Origin of the sequence: Streptomyces sp. S063, assembly GCF_002832675.1 — a bacterium.
Taxonomy (GTDB): domain Bacteria; phylum Actinomycetota; class Actinomycetes; order Streptomycetales; family Streptomycetaceae; genus Streptomyces; species Streptomyces sindenensis.
Window position 1 is genome coordinate 2,780,207 of the sequence record NZ_CP021707.1, and the last position, 25,714, is coordinate 2,805,920.

At 71.8% G+C, this 25,714-nt stretch carries 19 protein-coding genes, 1 tRNA gene and 1 riboswitch; of the genes, 3 read left to right on the forward strand and 17 right to left on the reverse strand.

Annotated features, from left to right (window positions below; genetic code table 11):
- Positions 1-107: 107 nt before the first annotated feature.
- Positions 108-989, reverse strand: coding sequence for a Bax inhibitor-1/YccA family protein (locus CCZ36_RS12520; RefSeq protein ID WP_069737450.1), 882 nt, complete (start codon positions 987-989; stop codon positions 108-110).
- Positions 990-1,247: 258 nt separating this feature from the next.
- Positions 1,248-1,333: transfer RNA gene (locus CCZ36_RS12525), tRNA-Leu, on the reverse strand.
- A 594-nt stretch (positions 1,334-1,927) separates the two neighbouring features.
- Here CCZ36_RS12525 and CCZ36_RS12530 point away from each other — a divergent pair.
- Complete coding sequence (locus CCZ36_RS12530; RefSeq protein ID WP_069737393.1) at positions 1,928-2,698, forward strand: ABC transporter ATP-binding protein; 771 nt, start codon at positions 1,928-1,930, stop codon at positions 2,696-2,698.
- Positions 2,699-2,817: 119 nt separating this feature from the next.
- Positions 2,818-5,349 (forward strand): ABC transporter permease, encoded by a 2,532-nt coding sequence (locus CCZ36_RS12535; protein ID WP_128817661.1) that lies wholly within the window; start codon positions 2,818-2,820, stop codon positions 5,347-5,349.
- 125 nt (positions 5,350-5,474) lie between these two features.
- Here CCZ36_RS12535 and CCZ36_RS12540 read toward each other — a convergent pair whose 3' ends face one another.
- From CCZ36_RS12540 to CCZ36_RS12610, 15 genes are all read right to left on the reverse strand, one after another.
- Positions 5,475-6,824 carry an SAM-dependent methyltransferase gene (locus CCZ36_RS12540; protein ID WP_128817662.1) on the reverse strand — a complete coding sequence of 450 codons (1,350 nt, stop codon included), beginning with the start codon at positions 6,822-6,824 and terminating at the stop codon, positions 5,475-5,477.
- 342 nt (positions 6,825-7,166) lie between these two features.
- A complete protein-coding gene (locus CCZ36_RS12545; RefSeq protein WP_079134182.1) occupies positions 7,167-8,552 on the reverse strand; it encodes an NAD(P)/FAD-dependent oxidoreductase in 1,386 nt (461 codons plus the stop codon).
- Positions 8,553-9,021: 469 nt separating this feature from the next.
- Positions 9,022-9,984 (reverse strand): Ppx/GppA phosphatase family protein, encoded by a 963-nt coding sequence (locus CCZ36_RS12550; RefSeq protein ID WP_069737389.1) that lies wholly within the window; start codon positions 9,982-9,984, stop codon positions 9,022-9,024.
- On the reverse strand, positions 9,981-10,595 hold the full coding sequence (locus CCZ36_RS12555; RefSeq protein ID WP_128817663.1) for a DUF501 domain-containing protein: 615 nt from the start codon (positions 10,593-10,595) through the stop codon (positions 9,981-9,983). The genes CCZ36_RS12550 and CCZ36_RS12555 overlap by 4 nt, the downstream gene beginning before the upstream one ends.
- Before the next feature lie 46 nt (positions 10,596-10,641).
- Positions 10,642-11,121: an FtsB family cell division protein gene (locus CCZ36_RS12560; RefSeq protein ID WP_069743120.1), complete on the reverse strand. Its 480-nt coding sequence runs from the start codon at positions 11,119-11,121 to the stop codon at positions 10,642-10,644.
- A 94-nt stretch (positions 11,122-11,215) separates the two neighbouring features.
- Complete coding sequence (gene eno, locus CCZ36_RS12565; RefSeq protein WP_006125111.1) at positions 11,216-12,496, reverse strand: phosphopyruvate hydratase; 1,281 nt, start codon at positions 12,494-12,496, stop codon at positions 11,216-11,218.
- Positions 12,497-12,819: 323 nt separating this feature from the next.
- Positions 12,820-13,527, reverse strand: coding sequence for a transglycosylase family protein (locus CCZ36_RS12570; protein WP_069737386.1), 708 nt, complete (start codon positions 13,525-13,527; stop codon positions 12,820-12,822).
- Between the two features lie 5 nt (positions 13,528-13,532).
- A riboswitch (cyclic di-AMP (ydaO/yuaA leader) is annotated at positions 13,533-13,711 on the reverse strand.
- Between the two features lie 287 nt (positions 13,712-13,998).
- Positions 13,999-15,024, reverse strand: coding sequence for a transglycosylase family protein (locus CCZ36_RS12575; RefSeq protein ID WP_128817664.1), 1,026 nt, complete (start codon positions 15,022-15,024; stop codon positions 13,999-14,001).
- 176 nt (positions 15,025-15,200) lie between these two features.
- Complete coding sequence (locus tag CCZ36_RS12580) at positions 15,201-16,541, reverse strand: cytochrome P450 family protein (RefSeq protein WP_069737384.1); 1,341 nt, start codon at positions 16,539-16,541, stop codon at positions 15,201-15,203.
- Positions 16,538-18,103 (reverse strand): sel1 repeat family protein, encoded by a 1,566-nt coding sequence (locus CCZ36_RS12585; protein WP_128817665.1) that lies wholly within the window; start codon positions 18,101-18,103, stop codon positions 16,538-16,540. The genes CCZ36_RS12580 and CCZ36_RS12585 overlap by 4 nt, the downstream gene beginning before the upstream one ends.
- 42 nt (positions 18,104-18,145) lie before the next feature.
- On the reverse strand, positions 18,146-19,153 hold the full coding sequence (locus tag CCZ36_RS12590; protein ID WP_069737382.1) for a nucleoside triphosphate pyrophosphohydrolase: 1,008 nt from the start codon (positions 19,151-19,153) through the stop codon (positions 18,146-18,148).
- 61 nt (positions 19,154-19,214) lie between these two features.
- Positions 19,215-19,868: a SurA N-terminal domain-containing protein gene (locus tag CCZ36_RS12595; protein WP_069737381.1), complete on the reverse strand. Its 654-nt coding sequence runs from the start codon at positions 19,866-19,868 to the stop codon at positions 19,215-19,217.
- A 151-nt stretch (positions 19,869-20,019) separates the two neighbouring features.
- Complete coding sequence (locus tag CCZ36_RS12600) at positions 20,020-21,597, reverse strand: serine/threonine-protein kinase (RefSeq protein ID WP_237302831.1); 1,578 nt, start codon at positions 21,595-21,597, stop codon at positions 20,020-20,022.
- Positions 21,598-21,653: 56 nt separating this feature from the next.
- Positions 21,654-22,259, reverse strand: a complete 606-nt coding sequence (locus tag CCZ36_RS12605; protein WP_128817667.1) for a hypothetical protein — start codon at positions 22,257-22,259, stop codon at positions 21,654-21,656.
- Positions 22,260-22,415: 156 nt separating this feature from the next.
- The gene (locus tag CCZ36_RS12610) at positions 22,416-24,728 is read right to left on the reverse strand and encodes an N-6 DNA methylase (RefSeq protein ID WP_128817668.1); all 2,313 of its coding nucleotides are present in this window, start codon (positions 24,726-24,728) and stop codon (positions 22,416-22,418) included.
- Between the two features lie 247 nt (positions 24,729-24,975).
- On the opposite strand from CCZ36_RS12610, the gene CCZ36_RS12615 reads away from it, so the two are divergent.
- Positions 24,976-25,710 carry a hypothetical protein gene (locus CCZ36_RS12615; RefSeq protein WP_128817669.1) on the forward strand — a complete coding sequence of 245 codons (735 nt, stop codon included), beginning with the start codon at positions 24,976-24,978 and terminating at the stop codon, positions 25,708-25,710.
- The last annotated feature ends 4 nt before the right edge of the window (positions 25,711-25,714 follow it).

A 25,714-nucleotide genomic window follows, 5' to 3' on the forward strand; every position in this document is an offset into this window, starting at 1 on the left:
GGCCCGATCCGCACCTCCGCCCCCGCACGTGCCCCGCACCGGCCCCGCGAACGCGGAACGGCCCGCGGGCGCGATGCCTGCGGGCCGTTCCGGTACGACAGGACCGGTCAGTCGTCGCCGCTGAGGATCGCGACCAGGCGCAGCATCTCGATGTAGATCCACACCAGGGTCACGGTGAGGCCGAACGCGGCCAGCCACTCCTCCTCGCGGGGAGCGCCGTACGCGATGCCGTCCTCGACCTGCTTGAAGTTCAGGGCGAGGATGGCCGCGCCGATGACGATCGCCACGATGCCGAAGACGACACCGAGGGCGCCGCTGCGGAAGCCGAGGCCGTCACCGCCGCCGAAGACGGCGAACAGGAGGTTGACCATCATCAGCAGCATGAAGCCGATGGCGGCCGCCATGACGAAGCCGTAGAAGCGGCGCGTGACCCGGATCAGGCCGGTGCGGTAGGCGATCAGCACACCGGCGAAGACCGCCATGGTGCCGAGCACCGCCTGCATCGCGGCGCCGGGGGCGACGTACATGCTGACGATGTTGCTGACGATGCCGAGGAAGACACCCTCGAACGCCGCGTAGGTCAGGATCAGCGCGGGCGAGGGCCGGCGCTTGAACGAGTTGACCAGCGACAGCACGAAGCCGATGAGCGCGGCGCCGATGGCCACGCCGTAGGCGCTGCCCAGGTTCGCCTGGTCGACCGGCATGACCCACCACGCGACGGCGGCGGCCAGGATCACGGTGCCGAGCGTCATCGCCGTGCGCGTCACCACGCCGTCGATGGTCATCACGTCGCTACGGGCGGGCGCCTGCGGGGCGCCGTGCGTGTCCGTCTGCGCGTAGGGGTTCGTGGCGTACGGGTTGGCGGCGGTGCCCTGTGCGTACGGGTTGCCCGTCGCGGGGGCCCCGGCCTGCGGCGCCGCGTTGAAGCCCGCGTGGCCGTTGTCGCGGCTGAAGCCCCGTCGCGAGAAGACCGGGTTGCTGCTCCTCATCTCACTCCTCCATGGCCACACTGCGTGGCCTTGCCACAAGAGTAATGGGTAGGCAAAGGAATCACCCTAGTGCCCGGGGAGGATCTTTCCGGCATCCGTGACGGACCGCCCGTCGGAGACCGGGCCGGGTCCCGGAACGGTCCGCCGGTCACGGTCAGGGCAACGTGACGACCGTGGTCCGGGCGGCGGGGCGACCACGATCCCGGGCGGTGCGCCGGTCACGGTGAGGGCCGTCCGGGTCACGCAGCGTGCGGCGCGTGGTGCCCGGAGCCGGACTCGAACCGGCACGCCCCCGAGGGGCAGCGAGGTTTAAGCTCGCCGTGTCTACGTTCCACCATCCGGGCGTGCCGCGCGGCTCCGCGTCTGGCTACCGACCCTATCCGGGGCCGTCCCTCGATCAGCGGAACAGTGGCGCGATGTTGTCTTATTTTATTGACCGCTTGAGGGGTCGTCAGCACATCGGGCCGGGCTGACCACACGCCCGTGGCCGATCCCGGGCGGTGTGCGCGCCCCATCGGAATGACGGAAAGTCGCCGCACTCGTACGGCCCAACGCGCCAGGTCCCCGCCAGGCCCCGCCAGGGTGTCCGCCACCCTCGGCCGCCGCCTCTCTCCGGCGCCGCGGCCGGACACCGCTCACAGGGGGCCCGCGCGCCGTCGCGGCCGTCCCCGGCCCCCACCCCCGCCCGCTCACGCTGGGTGACCGCCACGGGTGGCCGTAAGGCGGTCGCACGACTCCGCTCAGGGTCGATGTCATACCCGAGGAGGACGGATCCACGCCCGTGATGCGACTCAAGAGGGCCCCGGGAACGGGCATCGGGAGTGACGACCGGACGCGATCGAGCCGTAAGGATGGAGTAAGTCCCCGAGGCATGGCGTCAGCGCCCGTCTCACCACGGCCCCGGCCCCATCCGCACCACCCGAACCAGGAGTGTCCCAGTGACCACCACCCCCACCGTTCACCGCGCCACCGCGGTGGCTGCCCGCGCCACGGAGCTGTCGAAGGTCTACGGCGAGGGCGAGACGCAGGTCGTCGCCCTGGACCGGGTGACCGTGGACTTCCCGCAGGGCGAGTTCACCGCGATCATGGGCCCGTCGGGCTCCGGCAAGTCGACGCTGATGCACTGCGTCGCCGGGCTCGACAGCTTCAGCAGCGGTTCGGTGCGGATCGGCGAGACCGAGCTGTCCACGCTGAAGGACAAGCAGCTCACCCAGTTGCGCCGGGACAAGATCGGCTTCATCTTCCAGGCGTTCAACCTGCTTCCGACGCTGACCGCGCTGGAGAACATCACTCTGCCGATGGACATCGCGGGCCGTAAGCCGGACGCCGCGTGGCTCCAGCAGGTGATCGACATGGTCGGTCTCTCCGAGCGGCTGAAGCACCGCCCCACCGAGCTCTCCGGCGGTCAGCAGCAGCGTGTGGCCGTGGCCCGCGCCCTGGCCGCTCAGCCCGAGATCATCTTCGGCGACGAGCCGACCGGAAACCTGGACTCCCGCTCCGGCGCCGAGGTGCTGGGCTTCCTGCGCAACTCGGTGCGCGAGCTGGGCCAGACCGTGGTGATGGTGACGCACGACCCGGTGGCCGCCTCCTACGCGGACCGGGTCATCTTCCTGGCGGACGGCGCGGTGGTCGACCAGATGATGCACCCGACCGCCGACGGCGTCCTCGACCGGATGAAGGCGTTCGACGCGAAGGGCCGCACCAGCTGACGCCCTCGGCCGGTCACCGCGACCGGCCGCCGCACGGCTGACGCGTACGGCCGCCCCACCGGCTGCCGTACCCGCGCGCCCCCGCCCTCCCCTTCCGGAACCCATCCCAGGACACAGACATGTTCCGTACCGCCCTGCGCAATGTGCTCGCGCACAAGGCCAGGCTGCTGATGACCGTGCTCGCCGTCATGCTCGGCGTAGCGTTCGTCTCCGGCACGCTGGTCTTCACCGACACCCTCGGCAACGCCTTCCGCAACCAGTCCGCCAAGAGCTACGACAACGTCGCCGTCTCCATCGAGACGTACACCGGCGACGACGAGAAGAACCCCGGCATCGACGACGCCACCCTGGAGAAGATCCGGGGCGTGGACGGGGTGGCCTCCGCCACCGGGCGCGTCAACGGCTTCGCCGGGGTCGCCGACCCGGACGGCAAGCTGATCGGCAACGGCTGGTCCAACACGGGTGCGAACTTCTCCCCCGGCAAGGACGGCAAGGACACCCAGTACGACTTCGTCGAGGGCTCGGGCCCGGTGAAGAAGGGCTCGGTGGCGCTCGACAAGGACACCGCGAGCAAGGGCAAGTACAAGGTCGGCGACCCGGTGCGGGTCGCGACCAACGGCCCGGTGAAGGAGTACACCCTCTCGGGGATCTTCACCACCGAGGACGGCGCGGTCAACGCGGGCGGCAGCCTCGTGCTGTTCGACACCCCGACCGCCCAGCAGCTCTACCTGAAGCCCGGCTTCTTCCAGAACGCCACGGTCAGCGCGGCGGCCGGGGTCTCCGACCGGAAGCTGCTGGACGAGATCGAGCCGCTGCTGCCGAAGGACGCCACCGCGCAGACCGGCAAGGCGCTCGCCGACCAGCAGGCCAAGGACATCGAGTCCGGCCTGACCAGCCTCAACACCATGCTGCTGGCCTTCGCGGGCATCGCGCTGTTCGTCGGCATCTTCCTCATCGCCAACACCTTCACGATGCTCATCGCCCAGCGGACCCGTGAGCTGGCCCTGATGCGCGCCATCGGCGCCACCCGCCGCCAGGTGAAGCGCTCGGTGCTGCTGGAGGCCGCCTTCGTCGGCGCCCTCGCCTCGGTCGTCGGCTTCCTCCTCGGTCTCGGTCTCGCCACCGGTCTGCGCTCCGCGATGGGCCTGCTGGGCGGCAAGATCCCGGCCGGCCCGCTGATCGTCTCGCCCACCGCCGTCGTCTCCGCCTTCGCGGTCGGCATCCTGATCACCGTGCTGGCCGCCTGGCTGCCCGCCCGCCGGGCCGCGAAGATCGCGCCGGTCGCCGCGATGAGCAGCGTCCACGCCACCGCCTCCGTCAAGTCCCTCGTCGTACGGAACTCGATCGGCGGCGTGATCACCCTGCTCGGCTCCGCCGGCATCGTCGGCGGTGCCGCGACCGGCGGCACCTCCGGCCGGCAGCTGGTCGCCGCGGGCGCGTTCTTCGCCCTGATCGGTGTCATCATCCTGATCCCGCTGCTCTCCCGCCCGGTGATCGCGCTGGTCCGGCCGCTGCTGAAGAAGGTGTTCGGCGTCTCCGGGAAGCTGGCCTCGCAGAACGCGGTCCGCAACCCGCGGCGCACCGGAGCCACCGCTTCCGCCCTGGCCATCGGGCTGACCCTGGTGACCGGCATCTCGGTGCTCGGCGTCACGCTCGGCCAGGCCATCGACAAGATGACCACCGACAACATCAAGGCCGACTACCTGGTCTCGATGGCGAGCGGCGACTCGCTCGACGAGTCCGCGCTCACGGCCCTGTCGAAGGCCGACGGCGTCTCGGCGCTCTCCCCGCAGCAGGCGGCCTGGTTCGAGGTCGACGGCGACTACTTCTCGGCCTCCGGCGTCACCCCGGGCGATGTGGAGCAGGTCTTCTCCCTGACGACCGAGTCCGGTTCGCTGTCCACGCTCGAGGACGGCCAGGTCGCGATCGGCTCCAAGACCGCGAAGAAGCACGGATGGAAGACCGGCGACACCCTTCCCGTGACGTTCGACAACGACAAGAAGGGCGAACTGAAGGTCGGGGCGACCTACCGGGAGAACGAGTTCCTCTCGCCCTTCGTGATCCCGAAGGAGATGGCCGACAAGTACAGCGCCTCCACCCGCCCGGAGATCCGCGAGATCTGGATCAAGGCGGACGGCGGCGCCAGCAAGGCCAACGAACAGTCCATCGTGGACGCGCTCGGCGACAACCCGGCGATGAGCGTCATGGACCGGCAGGACATCCGTGACATGTTCGGCGGCTTCATCAACACCGCCCTGAACATCATGTACGGGCTGCTCGCCATGGCCCTGCTGATCGCGGTCCTCGGAGTCGTCAACACCCTCGCGATGTCGGTGTTCGAGCGGCAGCAGGAAATCGGCATGCTCCGCGCGATCGGTCTCGACCGGGGCCGCGTCAAGCGGATGATCCGTCTGGAGGCCGTCGTCATCTCGGTCTTCGGCGCGGTCATCGGGGTCGGCCTCGGGGTCTTCCTCGGCTGGGCGATCGGCCGGACCCTGTCCGCCGACATCCCCGGCTACGCCCTGGTCATCCCGTGGGACCGGCTCGGCATCTTCCTGCTCCTGGCCGGCCTGGTGGGCGTCCTCGCCTCGCTGTGGCCCGCCCGCAGCGCCGCGAAGCTCAACATGCTGACGGCGATCAAGACGGAGTAGCAACGGGTCCCGGGGCCGGGACGCGGGGGATGACGAGGGGCCGGTGCACCGCTGGGGAGCGGAGCACCGGCCCCTCGCCCGTGCGTCCGTACGCGTACGGGGCAGGCGTCCCCGTCCTCGTACGGTCAGGTGTCCCCGTCCTCGGCGGTCTCCGTCCACGCACGGGCGCGCAGCGGCAGGCGGGAGCCGCCGTCCAGCGGGCGCACCGCGAGGATCTGGTTGACGCCGATCTTGTTGTGCTCGAAGGAGAGGGCCGAGGCGGCCATGTACAGCCGCCAGATCCTGGCCCGGCCCGGGGAGGTGGCGCGTACCGCCTGCTCCCAGTGCCGCTCCAGGTTGGCCACCCACTGGCGCAGGGTCAGCGCGTAGTGCTCGCGCAGTGCCTCGACGTCCCGGGCCTCGAAACCGGCCTCCTCCAGGGTGGCCAGGGTGCGGCCGACCGGGGCCAGTTCGCCGTCGGGGAAGACGTAGGCGTCGATGAACGCGTCGATGCGGTAGGCGTCCTCGTCCTTCTCGGGGCGGCGGGCGATCTGGTGGTTCAGGAGGCGGCCGCCGGGCTTCAGGAGGGCGTAGAGGACTTCGGCGTACTCGCGGTAGCGGACCGAGCCGACGTGCTCGGCCATGCCGATCGAGGAGATCGCGTCGTACGGGCCGGACGGGGTGTCCCCTGTTCGCGCGGAGCCGGGAGCCTGGGGAAGGACGTCCCTGTAGTCCTGGACCCGGATCTCGATCCGGTCGGTCAGGCCCTCCTCGGCGATGCGCTTGCGGGCGTGGGCGGCCTGTTCCCGGGAGAGGGTGATACCGGTGACCCGGGCGCCGTAGTGGCGGGCGGCGTGGATGGCCATCGAGCCCCAGCCGCAGCCGACGTCCAGGAGCCGGTCGCCCTCCTTCAGGCCGAGCTTGCGGCAGACCAGGTCGAGCTTGTCGCGCTGGGCGGCCTCCAGGGTGGAGCCGTCCTGCCAGTAGGCGCAGGAGTAGACCATGGAGGGACCGAGGACCAGGGCGTAGAAGTCGTTGCCGACGTCGTAGTGGTGGCTGACGGCCTCCTTGTCGCGGCGTCTGGTGTGCAGCGGGCCGGTGCGGCGGCGTACCTCCTCCGCGGGCGGGGCGGGCGGCGGCCAGGGTCCGGCGAGGGCGAGGAGGCCGCGGGCGAAGGCGCGGACCTTGGGGTCGCGGACCGGGTGGACGGCGTCCTTGGCATCGGCGCCGCGGTCCCAGAGCAGCCCGGCGATCCGGCCGAGCACGTCGTACAGATCGCCGTCCACATCGATCTCCCCGGCCACCCAGGCACGGGCCAGGCCCCGTTCGCCGGGCTTCCACAGGAGCCTGCGCAGGGCGCGGCGGTGGCGGATCACGAGGGCCGGAGCGTCGGGCGGTCCCGACTCGCTGCCGTCCCAGGCCCGGATCCGGACCGGCAGGGGTTCCGAGAGCAACTCTTCGGCAAGAGCGGTCAGCCGCGACGCGGCGTCTGCCATGGCGCACACCTCCGTGGTGTTTCCCCGACAAGCACAGCAAGCACAACAGGAACAACAGGCAACAGACATGCTCGTAGACCCCGCCGCGACACCCCGGGCGCCGTCGCGAGGCACACCTGCGTCAACTCTTCCCGCACACTCCGTCATCCCGCTACCGGGCAATGCATGGGCAAAGCACGTGTACGCCCCACTCACACGGGCGGGGCCGGACCACCGCCGCCCACCGGTCCCGCGCCCGGATCCGCGCCCGGATACGCCGAAGGGGCCGTCCGCACCACGGATGGCGGACGGCCCCTTCGGGCGTCGTACGGAGCGCTCCTCGCGGAGCGGGCCCGCGGAGGGTCAGGAGGCCTTGGCCTTCTCGCCCTCGGACTTGGCGGCGGCCGGAGCCGGGGCCGGCTTGGCGGCCTCGTAGAACTCCTCGCGCGGCGTCTCCATGGCGCCGAGCGAGACGACCTCGCGCTTGAGGAACATCGCCAGCGTCCAGTCGGCGAAGATGCGGATCTTGCGGTTCCAGGTCGGCATGGCCAGACCGTGGTAGCCGCGGTGCATGTACCAGGCGAGACGGCCCTTGAGCTTGATCTTCACCTTGCCCATGACGATCATCGCGACGCCCTTGTGCAGGCCGAGACCGGCGACCGCACCCTTGTTGGCGTGGCTGTACTCCTTCTGCGGGAAGCCCCGCATGCCGGAGATCACGTTGTCGCCGAGGACCTTCGCCTGCCGCAGCGCGTGCTGGGCGTTGGGCGGGCACCAGGCGTTCGGGTTGCCGGCGCGGCGGCCGACCATGTCCGGCACCTGGGCGTTGTCGCCCGCGGCCCAGATGTAGTCGGTGCCCTGCACCTGGAGCTTCTCGGAGGTGTCCACGTGGCCGCGGGGGCCGAGCGGCAGGCCGAAGCGTGCCAGCGCCGGGTTCGGCTTCACACCGGCGGTCCACACGATGGTGCTGGAGTCGACCTCCAGTCCGTTCTTCAGGACCACGTGGCCGTCGACACAGGAGTCCATGGAGGTGGAGAGGTAGATCTCCACGCCGCGGCTCTCCAGGTGCTCCTTGCCGTAGGCGCCCAGCTTCGGGCCGACCTCGGGAAGGATCTTGTCGGCGGCGTCGACGAGGATGAAGCGCATGTCCTCGCGCTTCACGTTCGTGTAGTACTTCGCCGCGTCGCGGGCCATGTCCTCGACCTCGCCGATGGTCTCCGCACCGGCGAACCCGCCGCCCACGAAGACGAACGTCAGCGCCTTGCGGCGGACGTCCTCGTCGGTCGTGGAGTCGGCCTTGTCCAGCTGCTCCAGGACGTGGTTGCGCAGGCCGATGGACTCCTCGATGCCCTTCATGCCGATGCCCTGCTCGGCGAGACCGGGGATCGGGAAGGTGCGGGAGACCGCGCCCATCGCGATGACCAGGTAGTCGAAGGGCAGCTCGTAGGCCTCGCCGACGAGCGGCGCGACCGTGGCGACCTTGCGGTCCTGGTCGATGGTCGTGACACGACCGGTGAGAACCTCAGCCTTGGGCAGCACGCGTCGCAGCGGGACGACGACATGCCGAGGCGAGATGCTGCCGGCGGCAGCTTCGGGGAGGAAGGGCTGGTACGTCATGTACGACCGCGGGTCGACGACCGTGACGGTCGCCTCTCCGTATCGCATCTTCTTCAGAATGCGACGAGCTGCGTACAGGCCTACGTACCCACCGCCTACAACGAGGATCCTGGGACGCTCCGTGGTGCTCATGCCATCGAGTATCCACCCCGCCCCAGGGGGGTGCTCGTGAGCCCCTTCACAAGGATTGACCGACCCTCTGCTACACTTCGCCGCCCACGTGACCCAGGTCATGGGTACGAAAGGGAACCACGGCGCCGCGGGAAACGTTGTTCACCGCTTGTGAGCTGGCCCTTGGCCCTTCGGGCGGGGTGAACCACCGCCCCTTTCCCTCCGAGCGCACCACCCTCGAAACGCGCCCGCGACACTCCGCCGCGGCCCCGAGGGCGCCCCGGTGGGGCGTACGGGACGCGAACCGCGCCCAACAGGACCCCATTCCTTGTGAAGAAGTTCACGAACTTTCTCGCGGCACATCTCGAAAGAGAGCCGCCGAGCCGCCCACCGGGACCGGTGGGCGGCTCAAAGGTGCAGGTGACGGAGCGATCGAGCGGCGCCGGGCAGCCCGCCGCACTCCACGCGATGCCGTCGGGCATCGCCGGTGTCAGCCGCCGAACGGTCCGCCTTCTGCCGCTTTGAAGGCGATACCGTCCAGGATGTCGTGTTCACTCACGACGACCTCGTGGGCCCCCGTCCGCTCCATCACCCCGAGCAGGACGAGCGCCCCGGCCCCGATCACGTCGACCCGGCCCGGGTGCATCACGGGGAGCGCGGCGCGCTCCTCGTGCGTCGAGCGCAGCAGATGTTCGGTGATCGCGCGGACCTGGCCACGGGAGACGCGGGCGTGGTGGATGGCCTTGGGGTCGTACGCCTCCAGCTCCAGCGCGATCCCGGCGATCGTGGTGACGGTGCCCGCGAGGCCGACGAGCGTGCCCGCCCCGGTGAGCGGCACGGTCCGCTCGGCGACGTCGAGGGCGGCGTCGATGTCCGCGCGGATCGCGGCGGCCCGCTCGTGGCTCGGCGGGTCCATGACGGCCCCGTCCACCACGAGGTGACGCTCCGTCATCCGTACACAGCCGATGTCGACGGACCGGGCCGCCTCCACCTCGTCCGAGCCGAGGACGAACTCGGTGGAGCCGCCGCCGATGTCGACGACCAGATACGGCTTCGCCAGATGGTCGCTGCCGGCCAGTTCCCTGGTGGCCCCGTCGAAGGAGAGCTGGGCCTCCTGGTCGCCGGTGATCACCTCGGGCTCGACGCCCAGGATGTCCCGCACCCCGGCCACGAACTCGGCGCTGTTCTCGGCGTCGCGGGAGGCGGAGGTCGCGACGAAGCGGATCCGCTCCGCGCCCAGCTCCTCGATAGCCGCGGCGTACGCGCGACAGGCCGCGAACGTCCGCTCCAGCGCCTCGGGGGCGAGCCGGCCGGTCTCGTCGACGCCCTGGCCGAGGCGGACGATCGTCATCCGCCGGTCCAGCTCGGTGAAGGAGCCGGTCGCGGGGTCCACGTCGGCGACGAGGAGCCGGATGGAGTTGGTGCCGCAGTCGACGGCCGCGACCCTGGTCACGCGCCCTGCCCGTCGGCGGGGCCGTCGAGCGGGCGGAAGGCGAAGTGGCCCTCGTCGCCGTCGTCCACCGTCCAGCCGTCATCCTCGCCCGTCGGCACGCACGGCGCGACGCACGGCCCCTTGGCCCACCACTCGGGCAGCATCGCGATGGCCTCGTCGCCCAGCGGGTTCACCCCGGGGCCCGCGGCCAGCGAATGGCCGACCAGTACGTGGAGGCACTTCACCCGGTCCGGCATGCCGCCCGCGCTCGGGAAGCCCTCCAGGACCTCGATGGCGTCGCGGCGGGTGATGTAGTCCTCGTGCGCGGCCCGGTAGGCCTTCGCCAGCTCCGGGTCGGTCTCCAGACGGGCCGTCATCTCCTTCATGACCCCGTTGGCCTCCAGCGTGCCGATCGCCGAGGCCGCCCGGGGGCAGGTCAGGTAGTACGTCGTCGGGAACGGCGTGCCGTCCTCCAGACGCGGCTGGGTCTCCACCACGTCCGGGTTGCCGCACGGGCAGCGGTGCGCGATGGCGCGCAGACCGCGCGGCGGGCGGCCGAGCTGCTGCTCGAACGCGGCGATGTCCGCGTCGGTGGGCTTGGTGGACTCGGTCTGCGGAGGGGGCGTTTCCATGCCTGCCTTGGTTCTGCTCGAAGCTCGTTGAGGGGGCGCGGGTCGGTCAGTCGCGGTCGTCACGGTCGGCGCTGTCGACGCCGTCCCAGAGGTTGGAGTGCCAGGGGCGGTCGCTCGCCCCGGGCTCCGACCGGCGGTCCTTCGCCGCGTCGGGGTCGGCCACGGTGTAGCCGGTCTCCCCGGGAAATACGTAATGCAGGTGCTGGCGGGCCAGACGCATGATGTACGCGTCGTCCTGGAGCCGCGCCTTCTCGTCCCGCAGCTCCTCGGTGCGCCGCTCCGCCTCCTGCGAGAGCCGCTCCTGCTCGGCGATCTCGTCGCGCTGGGAGACGTACTGCCGCATCGGATAGGCGAGCGCCACCACCAGGGAGCAGACCACCAGCGCCAGGAACGCGGCCCGGCCGGTGAGCCGGGAGCGGCGGGCCTGGCGGCGGTTCTGGGACCGGTACACGCGGGCCGCCGTCTGCTCGCCGAGCAGCCGCAGCCTGGTCGCGGTGGAGAACCGGTCGCGGTCCTTTCCGGCCATGTCTCCCCGCCTCCCCGTTACGCACGCCCGTCCCCGCACACGGTACGGGACCGGGTGCGGGGACGGGCGGAGGCCACCGGCTTGGCGCTGCGGGTCAGCCCTTGAAGCGCGGGAAGGCGGAGCGGCCCGCGTACACCGCGGCGTCGTCGAGGATCTCCTCGATGCGCAGCAGCTGGTTGTACTTGGCGACGCGATCCGAGCGGGCCGGGGCGCCGGTCTTGATCTGACCGCAGTTCACGGCGACGGCGAGGTCGGCGATGGTGACGTCCTCGGTCTCGCCGGAGCGGTGCGACATCATGCACTTGAAGCCGTTGCGCTGGGCCAGCTCGACGGCGTCCAGGGTCTCGGTCAGCGAACCGATCTGGTTGACCTTGACGAGCAGGGCGTTGGCGGAGCCCTCCTCGATGCCGCGGGCCAGGCGCTCGGGGTTGGTGACGAAGAGGTCGTCGCCGACGATCTGCACCTTGGAGCCGATGCGGTCGGTGATGACCTTCCAGCCGGCCCAGTCGTCCTCGTACAGCGGGTCCTCGATGGAGACCAGCGGGTACGCGGAGACGAGCTCCTCGTAGTACTCGGTCATCTCGGCGGCCGAGCGGGACTTGCCCTCGAACTCGTAGACGCCGTCCTTGTAGAACTCGGACGCGGCGACGTCGAGCGCGAGCGCGATGTCGCGGCCCGGGACATAACCGGCCTCCTTGATGGCCTCGACGATGAGGTCCAGGGCGGCGCGGTTGGACTCCAGGTTCGGGGCGAAGCCGCCCTCGTCGCCGAGTCCGGTGGACAGGCCCTTGGTCTTGAGGACCTTCTTCAGCGTGTGGTAGATCTCCGCGCCCCAGCGCAGGGCCTCGGAGAAGGACTCCGCGCCGATCGGCGCGATCATGAACTCCTGGATGTCCACGTTGGAGTCGGCGTGCGAGCCGCCGTTCAGGATGTTCATCATCGGAACGGGCAGCAGGTGCGCGTTCGGGCCGCCCAGGTAGCGGAAGAGCGGCAGGTCGGACGCCTCGGAGGCGGCGTGCGCGACGGCCAGCGAGACGCCGAGGATGGCGTTCGCGCCGAGCGAGGCCTTGTTCTCGGTGGCGTCCAGGTCGAACATCGCCTGGTCGATGAGGCGCTGCTCGGTGGCGTCGTACCCGACGAGCTCCGGGCCGATCTGCTCGATGACGGCGAGGACGGCCTTCTCGACGCCCTTGCCCTGGTAGCGGTTGGGGTCACCGTCGCGAAGCTCGATGGCCTCGAACGCACCGGTGGAGGCGCCGGACGGAACGGCAGCACGACCCGTGCTGCCGTCGTCGAGGCCGACCTCGACCTCGACCGTGGGGTTCCCCCGGGAGTCGAGGATTTCCCTGGCTACGACGACGTCGATGGACGGCACGAGGCATCTCCTTCTGGGATCTGACACTGGTTGTGCAGGGTCACTGTGGCCTTGCGACCCGAGCCTATCCGGCCCGGCCGCGTCCGTCGGCCGACCGCCCGCCTCCTGGGACGAAAAAGGACCCGAGGGCCTGCATAGCGGGACAGAACTCTAGATATCTACTGAGGGGTAACAACAAGAGGTGAACGCATGCGGGCCCCCGGGCTCCCGCCGTCCACGAAGAACCCGGCCCGGCGCGCTGGGGGGAAGAGCGCGCCGGGCCGGGAAGCCGTGCGAGGAGAAGTGCCGCCGGACACCGCTCCTCCGGGGAGGAGAGACGGCGATTACTTCAGGTGGAGCTGCTGCCCCGGGAAGATCAGGTCCGCGTCCTTGACGATGTCGTCGTTGAGCTTGAAGAGCTTGCTCCAGCCGCCCTTGACGCCTTCCTTCTGAGCGATCTTGCTCAGGGTGTCGCCGGCCTTGACCTTGTACTCGCCGTCGCCCTTCTCGACCTTCTCGCCGGTCGGGGTGGTGACGGTCTTCTTGCTCTCGGCCTTGGGGGCCTCGCGCTGCTCGCTGCGCGTGGTGGGCTGCTCGGCCTGGCGCTGGGGCTGCGCCTGCTCGGGCTTGCTCTCGGACCGGCCGGAGCCGCCGGGGTTCACGCCCGGGTCCACACCGTCGTTGGTGAGGCCGCCGGCGCCGGCGCAGGCCCAGGCGCCCGGGCCCTGCATGTCGAGAAGCTTCTCGGCGGTGGCGATCTGCTGGTCCTTGGAGGCCAGGTCGGCGCGCGCGGCGTACTGCGTACCGCCGGCGGCGGCCCAGCTGGACTGCGAGAACTGCAGTCCGCCGTAGTAGCCGTTGCCGGTGTTGATGGACCAGTTGCCGCCGGACTCGCACTGGGCGACGGCGTCCCAGGTCTCGACGGAGGCGGCGGAAGCGTTGGTCGCGCCCATCAGCGGGACGGCGACGGCGGCACCGGCGACACCGGCGAGGGTGGCGATACGGGCGGCCTTGGACGGGCGGCGGTGCTTGCCCTTGCTGTTCAGCAGCATGGAACGAATCTCCTCACCGACGCCTACGAGGTGAGCTGTCGGGTTCGGGCTGATGAGTTGCCCGGCCGTGCGTCCTTGCGCACGGCTTCACCCCTAGCCGGTCCCGTACGCCCCCGCGGAGGGGGCCGTGCGGACCCGGCGGCTTACCTGGGTCCCCCGCTCCTGCCTACGGCGCTTACGCGTCTGTTCCCTTCGACCGACGGCAGGATTCGGCGTGACGGTCGACGGGGCCCGCGGTGCGAGCAGTTAGACCGTAAACACAGGCAACCCCGACATTCAAAGATGGACATAGGGGGCAATCGCCCCGAACTCGCGGCAACCGGCAGGCCGTTTCCGCAGGTCGGGGGCGATGTGTGCGAATGAGCCGGAAGGGGCGTGCGAGTTGAAGCAAAGAGACCCATGTCTCACTTACGCAAAGTGGACATAGGCCTCTTAACTGCCTCTGTTTTCGGGGCTTTTTCCCGAATTGGATCAGTTGGCGGCAGGCGCCTCGGCGGGCTCCTCGACATCCTGGCCGACACCCTGATCCGAGCCCCGGTCGAGCCCCAGATCCAGGTTCTGGCCGGGCAGGATCAGGTCCGGGTCGGAGCCCAGGAGGCCCTTGTTGGTCTCGTACAGGCCGGTCCAGCCACCGGGGAGCTCCTGGGCGTTGGCGATCGCCCAGAGGTTGTCGCCGGGCTGCACGGTGTACGCGCCGGCGGTCGCCGCACCGCCGTCCCGGGCGTCACCGTCGCCGCGCGAGGCGTGCCGGCCGGATCCGCGCGGGCCGTCCTCCCGGCCCGACTCGGCCCCCTCGGGCGCAGGGGTGCCGCGGTGCTTGCCGCCCTTGCCTTTCGAGGCGTCGGGAGCGGTGGAGGGGTCCGTGGCGTCGGGGGCGCCGGAGGACGGCGGAGCGGTGGGCGTCACCGACGAGTCGGGGGCTTCACCACTCTTTTCCGCGTCACCACTGCCCCCCTTGTCCGCAGAGTCGCCCTTGCTGCTCTTGTCGCCCTTGCCGGACTCATCAGATTCATCGGACTTGCCGGATTCATCCGCTTCGTCGGGTGCATCCGCTTCGTCCGTCGGGGCGGTCGTCGGGTCGGGGGCCGGCGAGGTGCCCGGGTCGACGCCCGGGAGGCTGCCGTCCACCGCGAGACCCGAGATCACCGCACAGCTCGGCCACGCCTTGGGCCCCTGGTCGTCCAGGACCTTCTCGGCGACGGAGATCTGCTGGGAGCGGCTGGCGAGGTCGGCACGGGGCGCGAACTCCGTACCGCCGTACGCCGACCAGGTCTCCTGCGAGAGCTGGAGCCCGCCGTAGTAGCCGTTGCCGAGGTCGGCGCTCCACATTCCGCCGCTCTCGCACTCCGCGACCCGGTCCCAGGTGGTGGCCTCGGCGGCGGTCGCGCCGCTCGCCCCGAGCAGCGGGATGGCGATGGCCGATCCCGTCACCCCTGCGGCGACGACGATGGCGGGTGCCTGGCGAGGGCGGCGGTGTCTGCCGTTCGCGGAGCCCATGGGTATGCCTTCCGTGCGACTGACAAGCGAGTGACCTGAGCGCCGAGCAGCGGGATTCCGTGCCTGCGGCGGCGCACAAGTGACGCGTGAGCAACGTGCGACCGACGCGTCGAACCGTGAACCTAGCGGGACTCGAACGTGTGTCACAAGTCGATGCAGCGCAGATCACGTGAAAGTCACAGAGTTGACAGAGCGTCACTTTTTTCGGACCGGTTGCCCGGCTCGAACTCGACCGGAAGGGTGCGCAGTCCGCGCATGATGAGCCCGCCACGCCAGCGCAAATCGGCAGGTTCTGCCGCAAGTCGCAGGTCAGGAAGGCGTCTCAGGAGGGTCGCCAGCGCGGTCTGTCCTTCGAGCCGAGCCAGCGGCGCCCCCAGGCAGTAGTGAATGCCGTGCCCGTAGCCGAGGTGCTGATTGTCACGCCGTGCAAGGTCCAGCGTGTCCGGATCCGTGAACCGCTCAGGGTCGCGGTCGGCCGCCGCGAGCACCACGAGTACGGGATCCCCGGCGGCGATCTCCTCGCCGCCCAGGGTCAGCGGCTCGGTGGCGTACCGCCAGGTCGCCATCTCGACCGGCCCGTCGAACCGGAGCAGCTCCTCCAGCCCGGTCGCCGGCAGCGCGCTCTCGCCGGCCTCCAGGGAAGCCTGGAGCGCGGCCCGCTGCTCGGGGTGGCGCAGCAGGGCGTACGTCCCGTTCCCGATCAGGTTGACGGTCGTCTCGAACCCGGCGAAGAGAAGGATGAACGCCATCGCGGCCGCCTCGTTCTCGGTGAGGTGCTCGCCGTGGTCGCTGGCCCGGATCAGCCCGGAGATCAGGTCGTCGCCGGGATTCTCCCTCTTCCGGTGGATGAGTTCGGCGAGATAGCCGCGCATCTTCTTCACCGACCGGGCGACCCCGCCGCGCGGCCCGCCGCCGTGCCGGATCATCATGCCCGCCCAGTCCCGGAAGTCGTCCTGGTCCTCGCGCGGGACGCCGAGCAGGTCGCAGATGGCGTAGATGGGGAGCGGGAAGGCGAAGTCATGGATCAGATCGGCCTTCCCCTCCTCGATGAACCCGTCGATGAGCCGGTCCGTCAGCTCCTGCACGCGGGGCGCGAACTCCGCGACCCGGCGCGGGGTGAACGCCTTGGAAACGAGCCGTCGCAGCCGGGTGTGGTCCGGCGGATCGATATTGAGCAGATGCGTCATCAGCTCCGCCTTCCGCTCCCCCGGAATCCCCGTCTTCCCCTTGGCGTGCGGCGATTCGGCGTGGTTGGCCGGGTTCTTGGAGAGCCGCGCGTCGGCGAGCGCCTGCCTGGCGTCCCCGTACCGCGTCACGAGCCAGGCCTCGACCCCGCTGGGGAGCGCGGTGCGGTGCACGGGGCGGTGCTCGCGGAGCCACGCGTAGGCGGGGTAGGGGTCGGAGGCGAACTCCCAGGTGAAGAGTTCGGGGGCGGGGGCCGCCGGGGCGGCCTCGTGCGGGGTGGCGTGCGGGCAGGTGGGGGGCTCGGGGGTGCTCGGGGCGGGGCTGTCGTTCACGCCTTGACGTTATCGGGCGGGGTCTTGAGGAGCGCCTGCAGCATGTCTGCGGCCCCCCGCGCGTCCTCGTCGCCCGACTCGCCCAACCGGTCCAGCCAGTAGACCGCGCGATCGGCGAGCAGAAGCGCGAGGTCGCTGCGCGCCTCGTCGTCACCGGCTTCGGCCGCGCGCTCCAGATAGATGATGGCGGGAACGGCTTCTCCCCGGTCGGCCAGTATCGACCCCACGATGCCGGCGGCCTCGATGCCGCCCGCGTCGGCGGAGTGCCGGAACCACTTCTCGGCGTACTCGGCCTCCCCGGTCGCTTCATGGAGGCGGCCGAGCACGAGGCCGATCTCCGGATTCCCGTCTGCCAGAGGGGCCAGCTCGATCTGTGCCGTGGCCAACACGACGCCCAGGTAGGGAGGGGCTTCGCGCATCGCCTCCATCGCGAGCAGCCAGAGACCGAGCGGTACGGGCGGGGTGCCCGGCCGGGTCTCCGCCTCGCTGAACAACGAGCTGTGAACGCGCCAGGTGTCAGGGGCTTCCCCCGGGATCAGCATCCCGGCCACTCCGAGCCGGATGGCCGTGGCCCACATGAGCGCGTCCGCGAACGGCTCCCTGGCCGCGCGCGCCGCTTCCTGCTCGTACAGGGCGCATGCTGTACGCAGGACGGCCGAGGGAACAGGCGCGTCATCGGTCCCGCACCGGGCGAAGTCGATGGCCGTCCGGACGAGCAAGTGCCCGTGCGGGTGGGCGTTCAGGCGGCGAGCCCGCCACCACTCGTCCCACAGCTCCGGTGCGAGAGCGAGGTACTCGGTGACACGAGCGCCATCGCGCCAGGTGCTGGCAGCTTCCAGCCTGGGGTCACCGCAACCGACCTCCAGCCGCAGCAGCTCGGGCTCGGTCCAGTCCGAGCTGAGCTCCACCGGCTCGACACCGGCCAGCACCCGGGCGCGGACCTGTCCACCGAAGCGGTGGGCGTCATAGCCCTCGTCGTTCATCGTGGCGATCACCGGGACGCCCAGGCGGACGAGTTCGGCGAGGAGCGCCGGGGTCAGGCCGTGTTCGCCGAGGTGCCCCTCCAGCTCGTCCAGCCAGATCACGCACCGGTTCTCGCCCCGGCCGCGCAGCACGGCGGGAAGGCCGCGCAGATCCGTGCCGGCCGAGGGGGCGAGGAGGCGGGTCGTGCCCGGCAGGTTCGTGAGCATCGCCGCCCAGGCGGTCCGGCTCTTCCCGGACAGGGGCTCGCCGGTCACCAGGACCAGCCCACCGGACCCGGCGGCGGTGCGGACCCGCTCCCCCAGCACGGCATCGCTGTCCCTCACGACGTACGGGGGCAGCGGTGGCTCGTCACCGATGCGCCGGGTACGCCGCACTCCGAAGGCGATCGGGTCGGCCGCGTCGAGCCGGGGCCAGTCGGCGACCGGGGGCAGGCCGGAGGGCGGCTGCTGCCCGTAGTAGGTGTGCAGACCGCCGTTGAGGGTCCCGGTCTGGACGACCGGCGCGTGAAAGCCGCCCCCCGAGACGGAGTTGCCCACGCCCACCGCCGTGCCGTCCGGCGCTTCCCGGTCCTCGGCCACACCCGGCCCCCCGCCCCTCGTAAAGCCTCTGGGGTCACCGTACTAACCCGCCCCGCCCTCCACCGCCACGATCGCGTCGCGGTACGCGCGTGCCGCCGCGCGCAGGGCGGCTTCCGGGTCGGTGCCGTTCGCCTCGGCGGCGACGGCCAGGGCGAGGAGGTCGTAGCCGATGGAGTCGCCGGAGGGATCGCCGTTCGGGAGGGGGACGTCGAGTCCGGCCGTGCGGACTCGGCTCGCCAGCTTCGCGGCGAGGGCCAGGCCCGGCTGGCCGAGGGGGACGCCCTCGGTGACCGAGGTGCGCTGCTTCTCGATCGCCTTGGTGCGCAGCCAGTGCGCGTGGACGTCCTCGGGGGTCTCGGCGGTCTCGTCGCCGAAGACGTGCGGGTGGCGGTGGATCAGCTTCTCGACGAGGCCGCCGGCCACGTCGTCGATGGCGAACGGCTCGTCGGGGTCCTCCTCGGCGATGCGGGCGTGGAAGACGACCTGGAGGAGGACGTCGCCCAGCTCCTCACGGAGTTCGTCCCGGTCGCCGTCCTCGATGGCCTCGACCAGCTCGTACGCCTCCTCGATGGCGTACTTGGCGAGACCCCGGTGCGTCTTCTGCGAGGTCCAGGGGCAGGTGCGGCGGATCCGGTCCATGACCTGGACCAGGTCGAGGAGGCGGGCGCCGGGCAGGTCGTAGGAGCCGGGGAGCAGTTCCAGGTCCGGCATGGCCACCCGGCCCGAACCGCCCAGGCGGGCCAGGCCGTCGGTGAGGGGGCCGTTGCCCTCGCCGCCGGTCAGAACGACGACCGTCCGGCCGCCCGCGCAGTCCGCGACCAGCTCGTCCGCGGAGGGCGCGGCGTGTTCGACGTGTACGCCCGCCTCGCGGAGGTAGGGCAGCTGCGGCTGGTCCCGGTCCGCGCACAGGACGCGGTCGGCGGCGTGCAGGGTCTGCCAGGCCGGCCAGGACAGCAGACCGGGCGCGACCCGGTGGCTGGCGGTGAGCAGGACGATACGGCCGGGGTCGGCGGGGGTCTCGACGGAGGCGTCGGGGGCTTCGGCGTTCACCCTGCGAACCTACCTCCGGCTCCGCGGGCAGCCGACGGGCCGCCCTGCGCAGCCGGGGGGGTCAGGCCTCCGTCGGCTGCTCGGGGGTGAACTTCGTGCGCTGGGTGATCCACGGCGCGCGGTAGTCGCCCAGCTGCATCTTCTGGTCGTCCCAGGTGCCGAAGCGCGGGTTGACGTCGATGTCGAGGGCCTTCGACGCCTTCGTGAGGGCCTCGCCGACGACCTGCTGACCCGCGGGCGTGCCCAGGTCCGCGCCGAGCGCCCGGGCCAGCTTCGGGAGCTGGACCTCCTGGCGCATGTCGGCGTCGATCTGGTCCGGGGCCACCCAGCGCTGCTGGAGCATCATCGCCTCGAACTGCTCCTCGCCGCCCTGCTGGGCGAGGCCGGCCCGCCGCATCTCCTGGATCTCCTTGCGGGTGACCGTGACCCCCGCGTCCTCGGCGGCGCGGTCGAGGATCCGGCCGAAGATCAGCCCGTGCAGCTTCGCGCGGTTCAGCTGGCCCGACTTGTTCACCAGCTGGGCCGCCTGCGGGGAGCTCTCCTGGGCGGCGCGGACCTCCGCGGCCCGCTCCTGGACCGCCGACACCTCGATCCGCTCGCCGCCCACGACGGCCGCGGCGCCGGGGTGGGCCTGGTTGCCGCAGGCCGACAGGAGGGGCGCGGCGACGAGTGTTGCGGCGAGGACGGTGAGCGCGGTGCGACGACGGCGGTGCAAAGGAGCCTCCCGGGGAGAGTTTGTGCATCGGTGCACAAAGCCTTGCGGTGATCGATGTTAGGCAGTGGATGTGGCCTGTGCCACTGATTCGACCAACGATTCGGGAGGAGTTGGGGATGTGGTCCGCGAAGGGCGGTGCTCCGGGGCGCGGTCAGCCGCCTCGGACGTCCCGCTGGTGGCTGAGCAGGCGGCGCAGATCCATGGGCAGCGGGTGGTGCGGCCCGTAGGTGCGCTCGGCGTCGTGCAGCAGCGTCTGGAGCTGTGCCCGGCCCGCGGTGTGGTCGCCGACCGCCAGGAGCAGTTGTCCGATGCGGTGCCGGATGTCGAGGGCGCGGCCGGGGTCGGAGGTGATCGGCCCGTAGGCGTTCTCGTAGTACGGGAGGACCGCGCGGTACTCGACCAGCGCGGCCCCGGCCTCGCCGAGCTGTTCCAGGCACTGGGCCGCTTCGTAGCGGAACTGGAGGGCCTGGGTGTCGGCCGGGCCCGCCTCCGCGGTGCGGTCCTCCGCGAGGCGGCGCAGTTCGGGCAGGGCGCGGCGGTACTGGCCGTCGTCCATGAGCGTGGCGGCGTACTGCTTGCGCAGGATGCGCACGACCGGTGAGTGCTCGCCGTGCTCCGCGGCCGCGGCCGGGAGCGTGGCGCCGAGGATGTCCACGGCCTGGGTGATCCGGCCCTCGCCCAGCAGCTTCTTCACCTCGTCCACGGCCCGGGCGACGTCCAGCCGGCCGGGCGGCGGAGTGGTGGGGCGGGCCGGGGTGGCCGGGGGCGGGGTGAAGGACGGCGGGGCGCCGTGCGGGGGCGGCGTCGTGGCGAAGGCGGGCGGCGGCGGTGCGGCGAAGGTGGCGGGGGCGGGCACGGGGGCCGGGGTGGCGGCCCGGTCCGGCCAGGGGGCGTGCGGCCGCAGGAACGGGCGGGTCGGGTCGAGCGGCCCGGCCGGGGTGCCGTGCTTCGGCAGCAGCGGGGCCAGCTCCTCGTACACCTCCTGCGCGGAGGCGGGCCGGTCCTGCGGGTCCTTGGCGAGCAGCCGCAGCACGAGGGACTCCAGCGCGACGGGCGCCTCGGGGCGCTTCTGCCGGACCGGGACCGGGGCCTCGTAGAGGTGGCGGTGCAGGACGCCCAGCGCGGTGGACCCGGCGAACGGCACGTCGCCGCTGACGAGTTCGTGCAGGAGGACCCCGAGGGCGTACAGGTCGGTGTACGGGCCGACCGCGCCGCCCATCGCCTGCTCGGGGGCCATGTAGGCCGGGGAACCGATGGGCGAACCGGTGTGCGTGAGGCGGGTGGTGTCGGTGTCGAGGACGGAGGCGACGCCCAGGTCGAGCACGGTGACCGTGCCGTCGGGGCGGACCATCACGTTCCCGGGCTTGAGGTCGCGGTGGACGATCGGCACGGCGTGCACCGCGCAGAGGACCGCGCAGAGCTGGGCGGCGACCGCGACGGCCCACGGCCAGGGGTACGGGTCCTGCTCGGCCAGATGGTCGGCGAGGTCGGCGCCCTCGACGTACTGCATGACGAGGTAGAGGTCGTCACCGTCACTGCCCGCGTCGTGGACGGTGACCAGGCCGGGGTGGTCGACCTGTGCGGTGACCCGGCACTCGCGGACGAACCGGCGGCGCAGTTCGTCGGCCGCGTCGCTGCCGGTGGGCCCGGCGACGCGGTCGGGGCGCAGCAGTTTGACGGCGACGCGGCGGTCGAGGCGCCGGTCGTACGCCGTCCACACCTGGCCCATACCGCCCTGGCCGAGGATGGCGGCCAGTTCGTAGCGGTCGGCGATGGTCCGCCCGCTCACCGGCCCTCGCCGTCCCTGTTCTCCTTACGGAGGTAGTCGCTCAGCTCGTCCAGCTCGGCCCGGACCTGATCGAGGCGCTGCGGTGCGGGCTTGGGGGTGGGCGGCGGGGCCGGCGCGGTGTACGGGTTGGGCTGCTGGTGCTGGTGGGGCTGGTGCTGCTGGTGCTGCTGGTGTGGGGCGAGGTGCTGTTGCTGGTACGGGAGCGGGGGCGCCGGGTGCGCGGGCGCGCCGTACGGGGCCGGGGCGCCGAGGGCGTTGTAGTGCCGTATCTCCGCGTACAGGTAGTACGTGATCACCCCGGCCAGCAGGCCGAGGATCCAGAACATCATGAGCAGCGCCGCCGCGTCCGACATCTGGTCGGGGTCGTCCGGCGTGGCCATGATGAAGATGAACAGCCCGACGTTGAGGGCCACCACGACCACCAGCAGAGCCCAGTCGCGCGGCTTGCGGGTGACGATCGCGAGCCGCAGCATCGGAGCCCAGCCCAACAGGCCGCAGCTCAGCACGGTCAGCGCCACGAGGATCACGCGCACCGTCGTGAGCGTCGCCGGGGACGGCCGCGATGTCGTCGGCTGCTGCGGCATGGGGCCGTAGCCGTGCATGTGCTGCTCCTGGGAGGCGTATGTCGGACGTGTGGGGTGAGCGTATACACCTCCGCCGACCGGTTGTCCCCGGTTGCCCCCAACGTTGTCCTCAACGTTGTGTGCGGCGGTCCTCCCCGGCCGGTCGCCACGGCGGGGGCGTCCGGCGCGGCCGGCTCATCCGGGCGTGACCGTGCCGTCCGTCAGGCCGTCGTACATCCCCTGGACCAGTTGGCCGCCGAGCCGCCCCGCCGTACGCAGCGCGTCCTCGAAGGCGGCGAGTTCACGGAAGCGCTCCCCGTACCGCTGCTGCTCGGCGAGCGGCATCCGGGGCAGTTGGAGGCGGCGCGCGTCCAGCCGGGCGGCGGTGGACGCGTAGCTGCTGGCCTGCCGGTGGTTGGCGGTGCCGCGCAGGAACCCGGCGAGGAACCAGGGGTCGACGGCGGCCGGGTCGGGCCGCAGGAGCTGGAGGTTGCGGCCGAGCGCGGCCCCGGCCGTCGAAGCGTCCACGACCCGGGCCGCCGTGGAGCCGCCGAGCACGGGCACGACGACGTCGCCGGGTTCGAGCAGGACCGGGTCGTCGGCGGCCGCCCCGCCCGGGGCCTCCCGCTCGGTGGGCGGGAGGACGGCCGGGGCCGCGCCGGTGAGGACGTCGTGCTCGGTGAGGACGGGAGCGGCCGTACCGCCGGGGACCGCCGTACCGCTGTGCAGGAACAGCGCTCCGGCGCGGGCGAGTTCGCCGACGGTGGTGAGCGGGCGGTGCGCGGGTGCGGCGGGCGCGGCGGTGGGCGGGACGAGGCCCGCGGTCAGGCGGAGCGTCTCGGTGAGGCGTTCCCGGACCTCGCCGAGGCCGGCCGCTCCGCCGCCGGACGCCGGGCGCGGCAGATGGCGGGCCGGGGCCAGATCCACGTCGTCGTCGAGGAGTTCGATCACGGGCACGACGCGGCTGACCCCCTCGACGTCGGCCCGGTCGCGCCAGGCGCCGAGGACGGCGGAGCGTACGGCGGGCCAGTCGAACCGTTCGCGTCCGCCGCCCGGGGCCTTGCCGCCGGCCGCTTGGCCGCCGGGCGGGCGACCGGGGCCCGTGGATGTGTCCGGGGCCGGTCCCGGGAGGCCGGCGGTGTCGGCGAGGAGGAGATCGGCGGCGGGCCGTACGCCGGGCTCCGGCTTGCGCAGGATCCAGAGGTGGAGCGGAATGCCGTACGGAGGGGCGGCGCCGGCCGGCAGGGCGATGACGGCGCAAAGGGCTCCCCGGCGCAGGAGTCCGGCGCGGATCCGGCGGCCGGAGCGGCGGGAGGCGGCGGCGGGCGGCATGAGCAGAACGGCGGTGCCGCCGTCGCGCAGCCGGGCCAGGACGTGCTGGACCCAGGCCAGTTCGGACTCGGTACGGGCCGGGAGGCCGTACTCCCAGCGAGGGTCGTAGGCCAGTTCGTCGTGCCCCCAGTTGCGTTCGTTGAACGGCGGGTGGCAGAGCACGGTGTCGGCGGCCAGCTCCGGGAAGGCGTCGGCCCTCAGCGTGTCGCCCGTCCGCACGGTCGGCCCGGGGGCGGCGCGATGTGTTCCGCCGGCGGCGCGGCGCGGCCCTTCGGCGGCCAGGGCGAGGCGCAGGGCGGTGAGCGCGGCGAGCGCCGGGTCGGCTTCCTGGGCGTACAGGTCGGCGGGCCCGCCGACCGCCCGGAGCAGGGCGCCGGTGCCGGCGGCCGGGTCGAGGACGCTGCGGCCGGGCCGCTCCCGCGCCGCCCGGCCCGCGTCCTTCGGCGGTTCGGCGAGGTCCACCATCAGCTCGGCGAGCTGGGGCGGGGTCAGCGTGTACTGGCGGGGGTTGGCGTCCAGCTGCCGGCCGAGCAGGAACTCGAAGGCCTGACCGGCCCCGATCCCGGCGGCCAGCTCGGCGGCCGCGCGCAGCAGCGGCACGGACGGGAGCAGGTCCCGCTCGGTGGGCGCGTGAACACGTCCCGGGTCCGGTGAACCAGCCCCGTGTACACGCCCCGGCTCCGGTGAGCCAGCCCCGTGAACACCTCCCGGGTCCGGCGCACCGGCCGTGTCAACGTCTGCCGGCTCCGGCGCACTCGCCCCGCGAACACCGTCGGCCTCAGGGCCGAACCTCGCGGTGAGGACGTGCTCCATGGCCTGCGGCAGCAGGGCGGCCATCCGCTCGTCCGGGGCCGCCGCGAGCTCCAGCCAGGCGGTGGGCCGGTCACGGACGAGCAGCAGGGCGCAGCCCACGTGGATCAGTGCACGGCCGGGGCCCGCAGGATGTCCGGCGACCCCTTGCCAGACGCGCTCGCGGAGTGGGACCTCGGCAAGTTTCCCCTGGTCACGCAGCCACTGCTCGACCTCGGGCAGCGCGAAGGACGGACTGGTGCCGGTCCCGCCGACCGGCTGCGGGAAATCGGCGTACCGACGGCGCCAGTTGCTGACGGCGGCGCGTCCCACGCCTGCGAGTCGGGCGATCCCGGCCGCGGTGACCTCGGTCGCGTTCTCCGGCACTGGCCATCTCTCCTCGGTCCGTACGCCCTGCCTGTCAGGCCTGCCCGCGAGCATAGCGACTCTCCCGCGCCACACTCGCAAAGCCCGTTGCCCGACACATCTCGCGTGAACCGTGTTGACTCGGTTCACAAGCTTTGATCTTATTGACTCGTCGCCACGGGGGCACCTCGGAAGGGGTGTTCCTCCAGAGGGCGTTCTTCATCCGCTGTCCGGCGCGCCTCGCGCCCCTCCTCCCGGAGCCTGCCCCATGCGTCTCGTCACCCGTATCTCCATCAACACCCTCTGCACGCTGGCCCTGGCCGGTCTCGTCGCCTGCGGCACGGACTCCCCGAAGGAGACCGGGCCGTTCGCGGGCCAGTCGGGGCCGGAGGTCGTCAACAAGGCCCTGAAGAAGACGACCGGGGTGAAGTCCTTGCGCATGGACCTCGACATGACCACCGCCGACGGCCGGATCAAGGCCGCGTTCGCATCGAGCCTGGGCGGTGACTGCACCGGGACGATGACCATGGGCGGCGAGGGCAGGATGGACGTCGTCAAGACGGGCGAAACGGTCTACACGAAGTTCGACGAGGCCCTGCTGCGCGAGCAGTCGAAGGGCGAGCCGAAGGCGGACGTGGACGCGGCGGTCGAGCTGCTCGCGGGCCGCTGGATGGAGTCGAAGGCGTCCGACCCGGACACCAAGGACTCCATCGAGTTCTGCGACCTGAAGGGGCTCCTGAAGGATTTCGAGGGGAACGACAACGCCGCCCGGAAGAAGGGCCCCACGACGGTCGCGGGCACTCCGGCCCTCCGGCTCACGGAGAAGGAGGGCAAGGAGACCTACACCGTCGACGTCGCAGCCGAGGGCGCCCCGTACATCCTGCGCATCACGTCCCGGGGCGGCGAGGAGCCGATGACGATGAACCTGTCCGACTTCGACGTGCCGGTCGTGGCGAAGAAGCCCGCAGCGAAGGACATCGTCGACCTCGACCTGAAGCAGTAGGAGT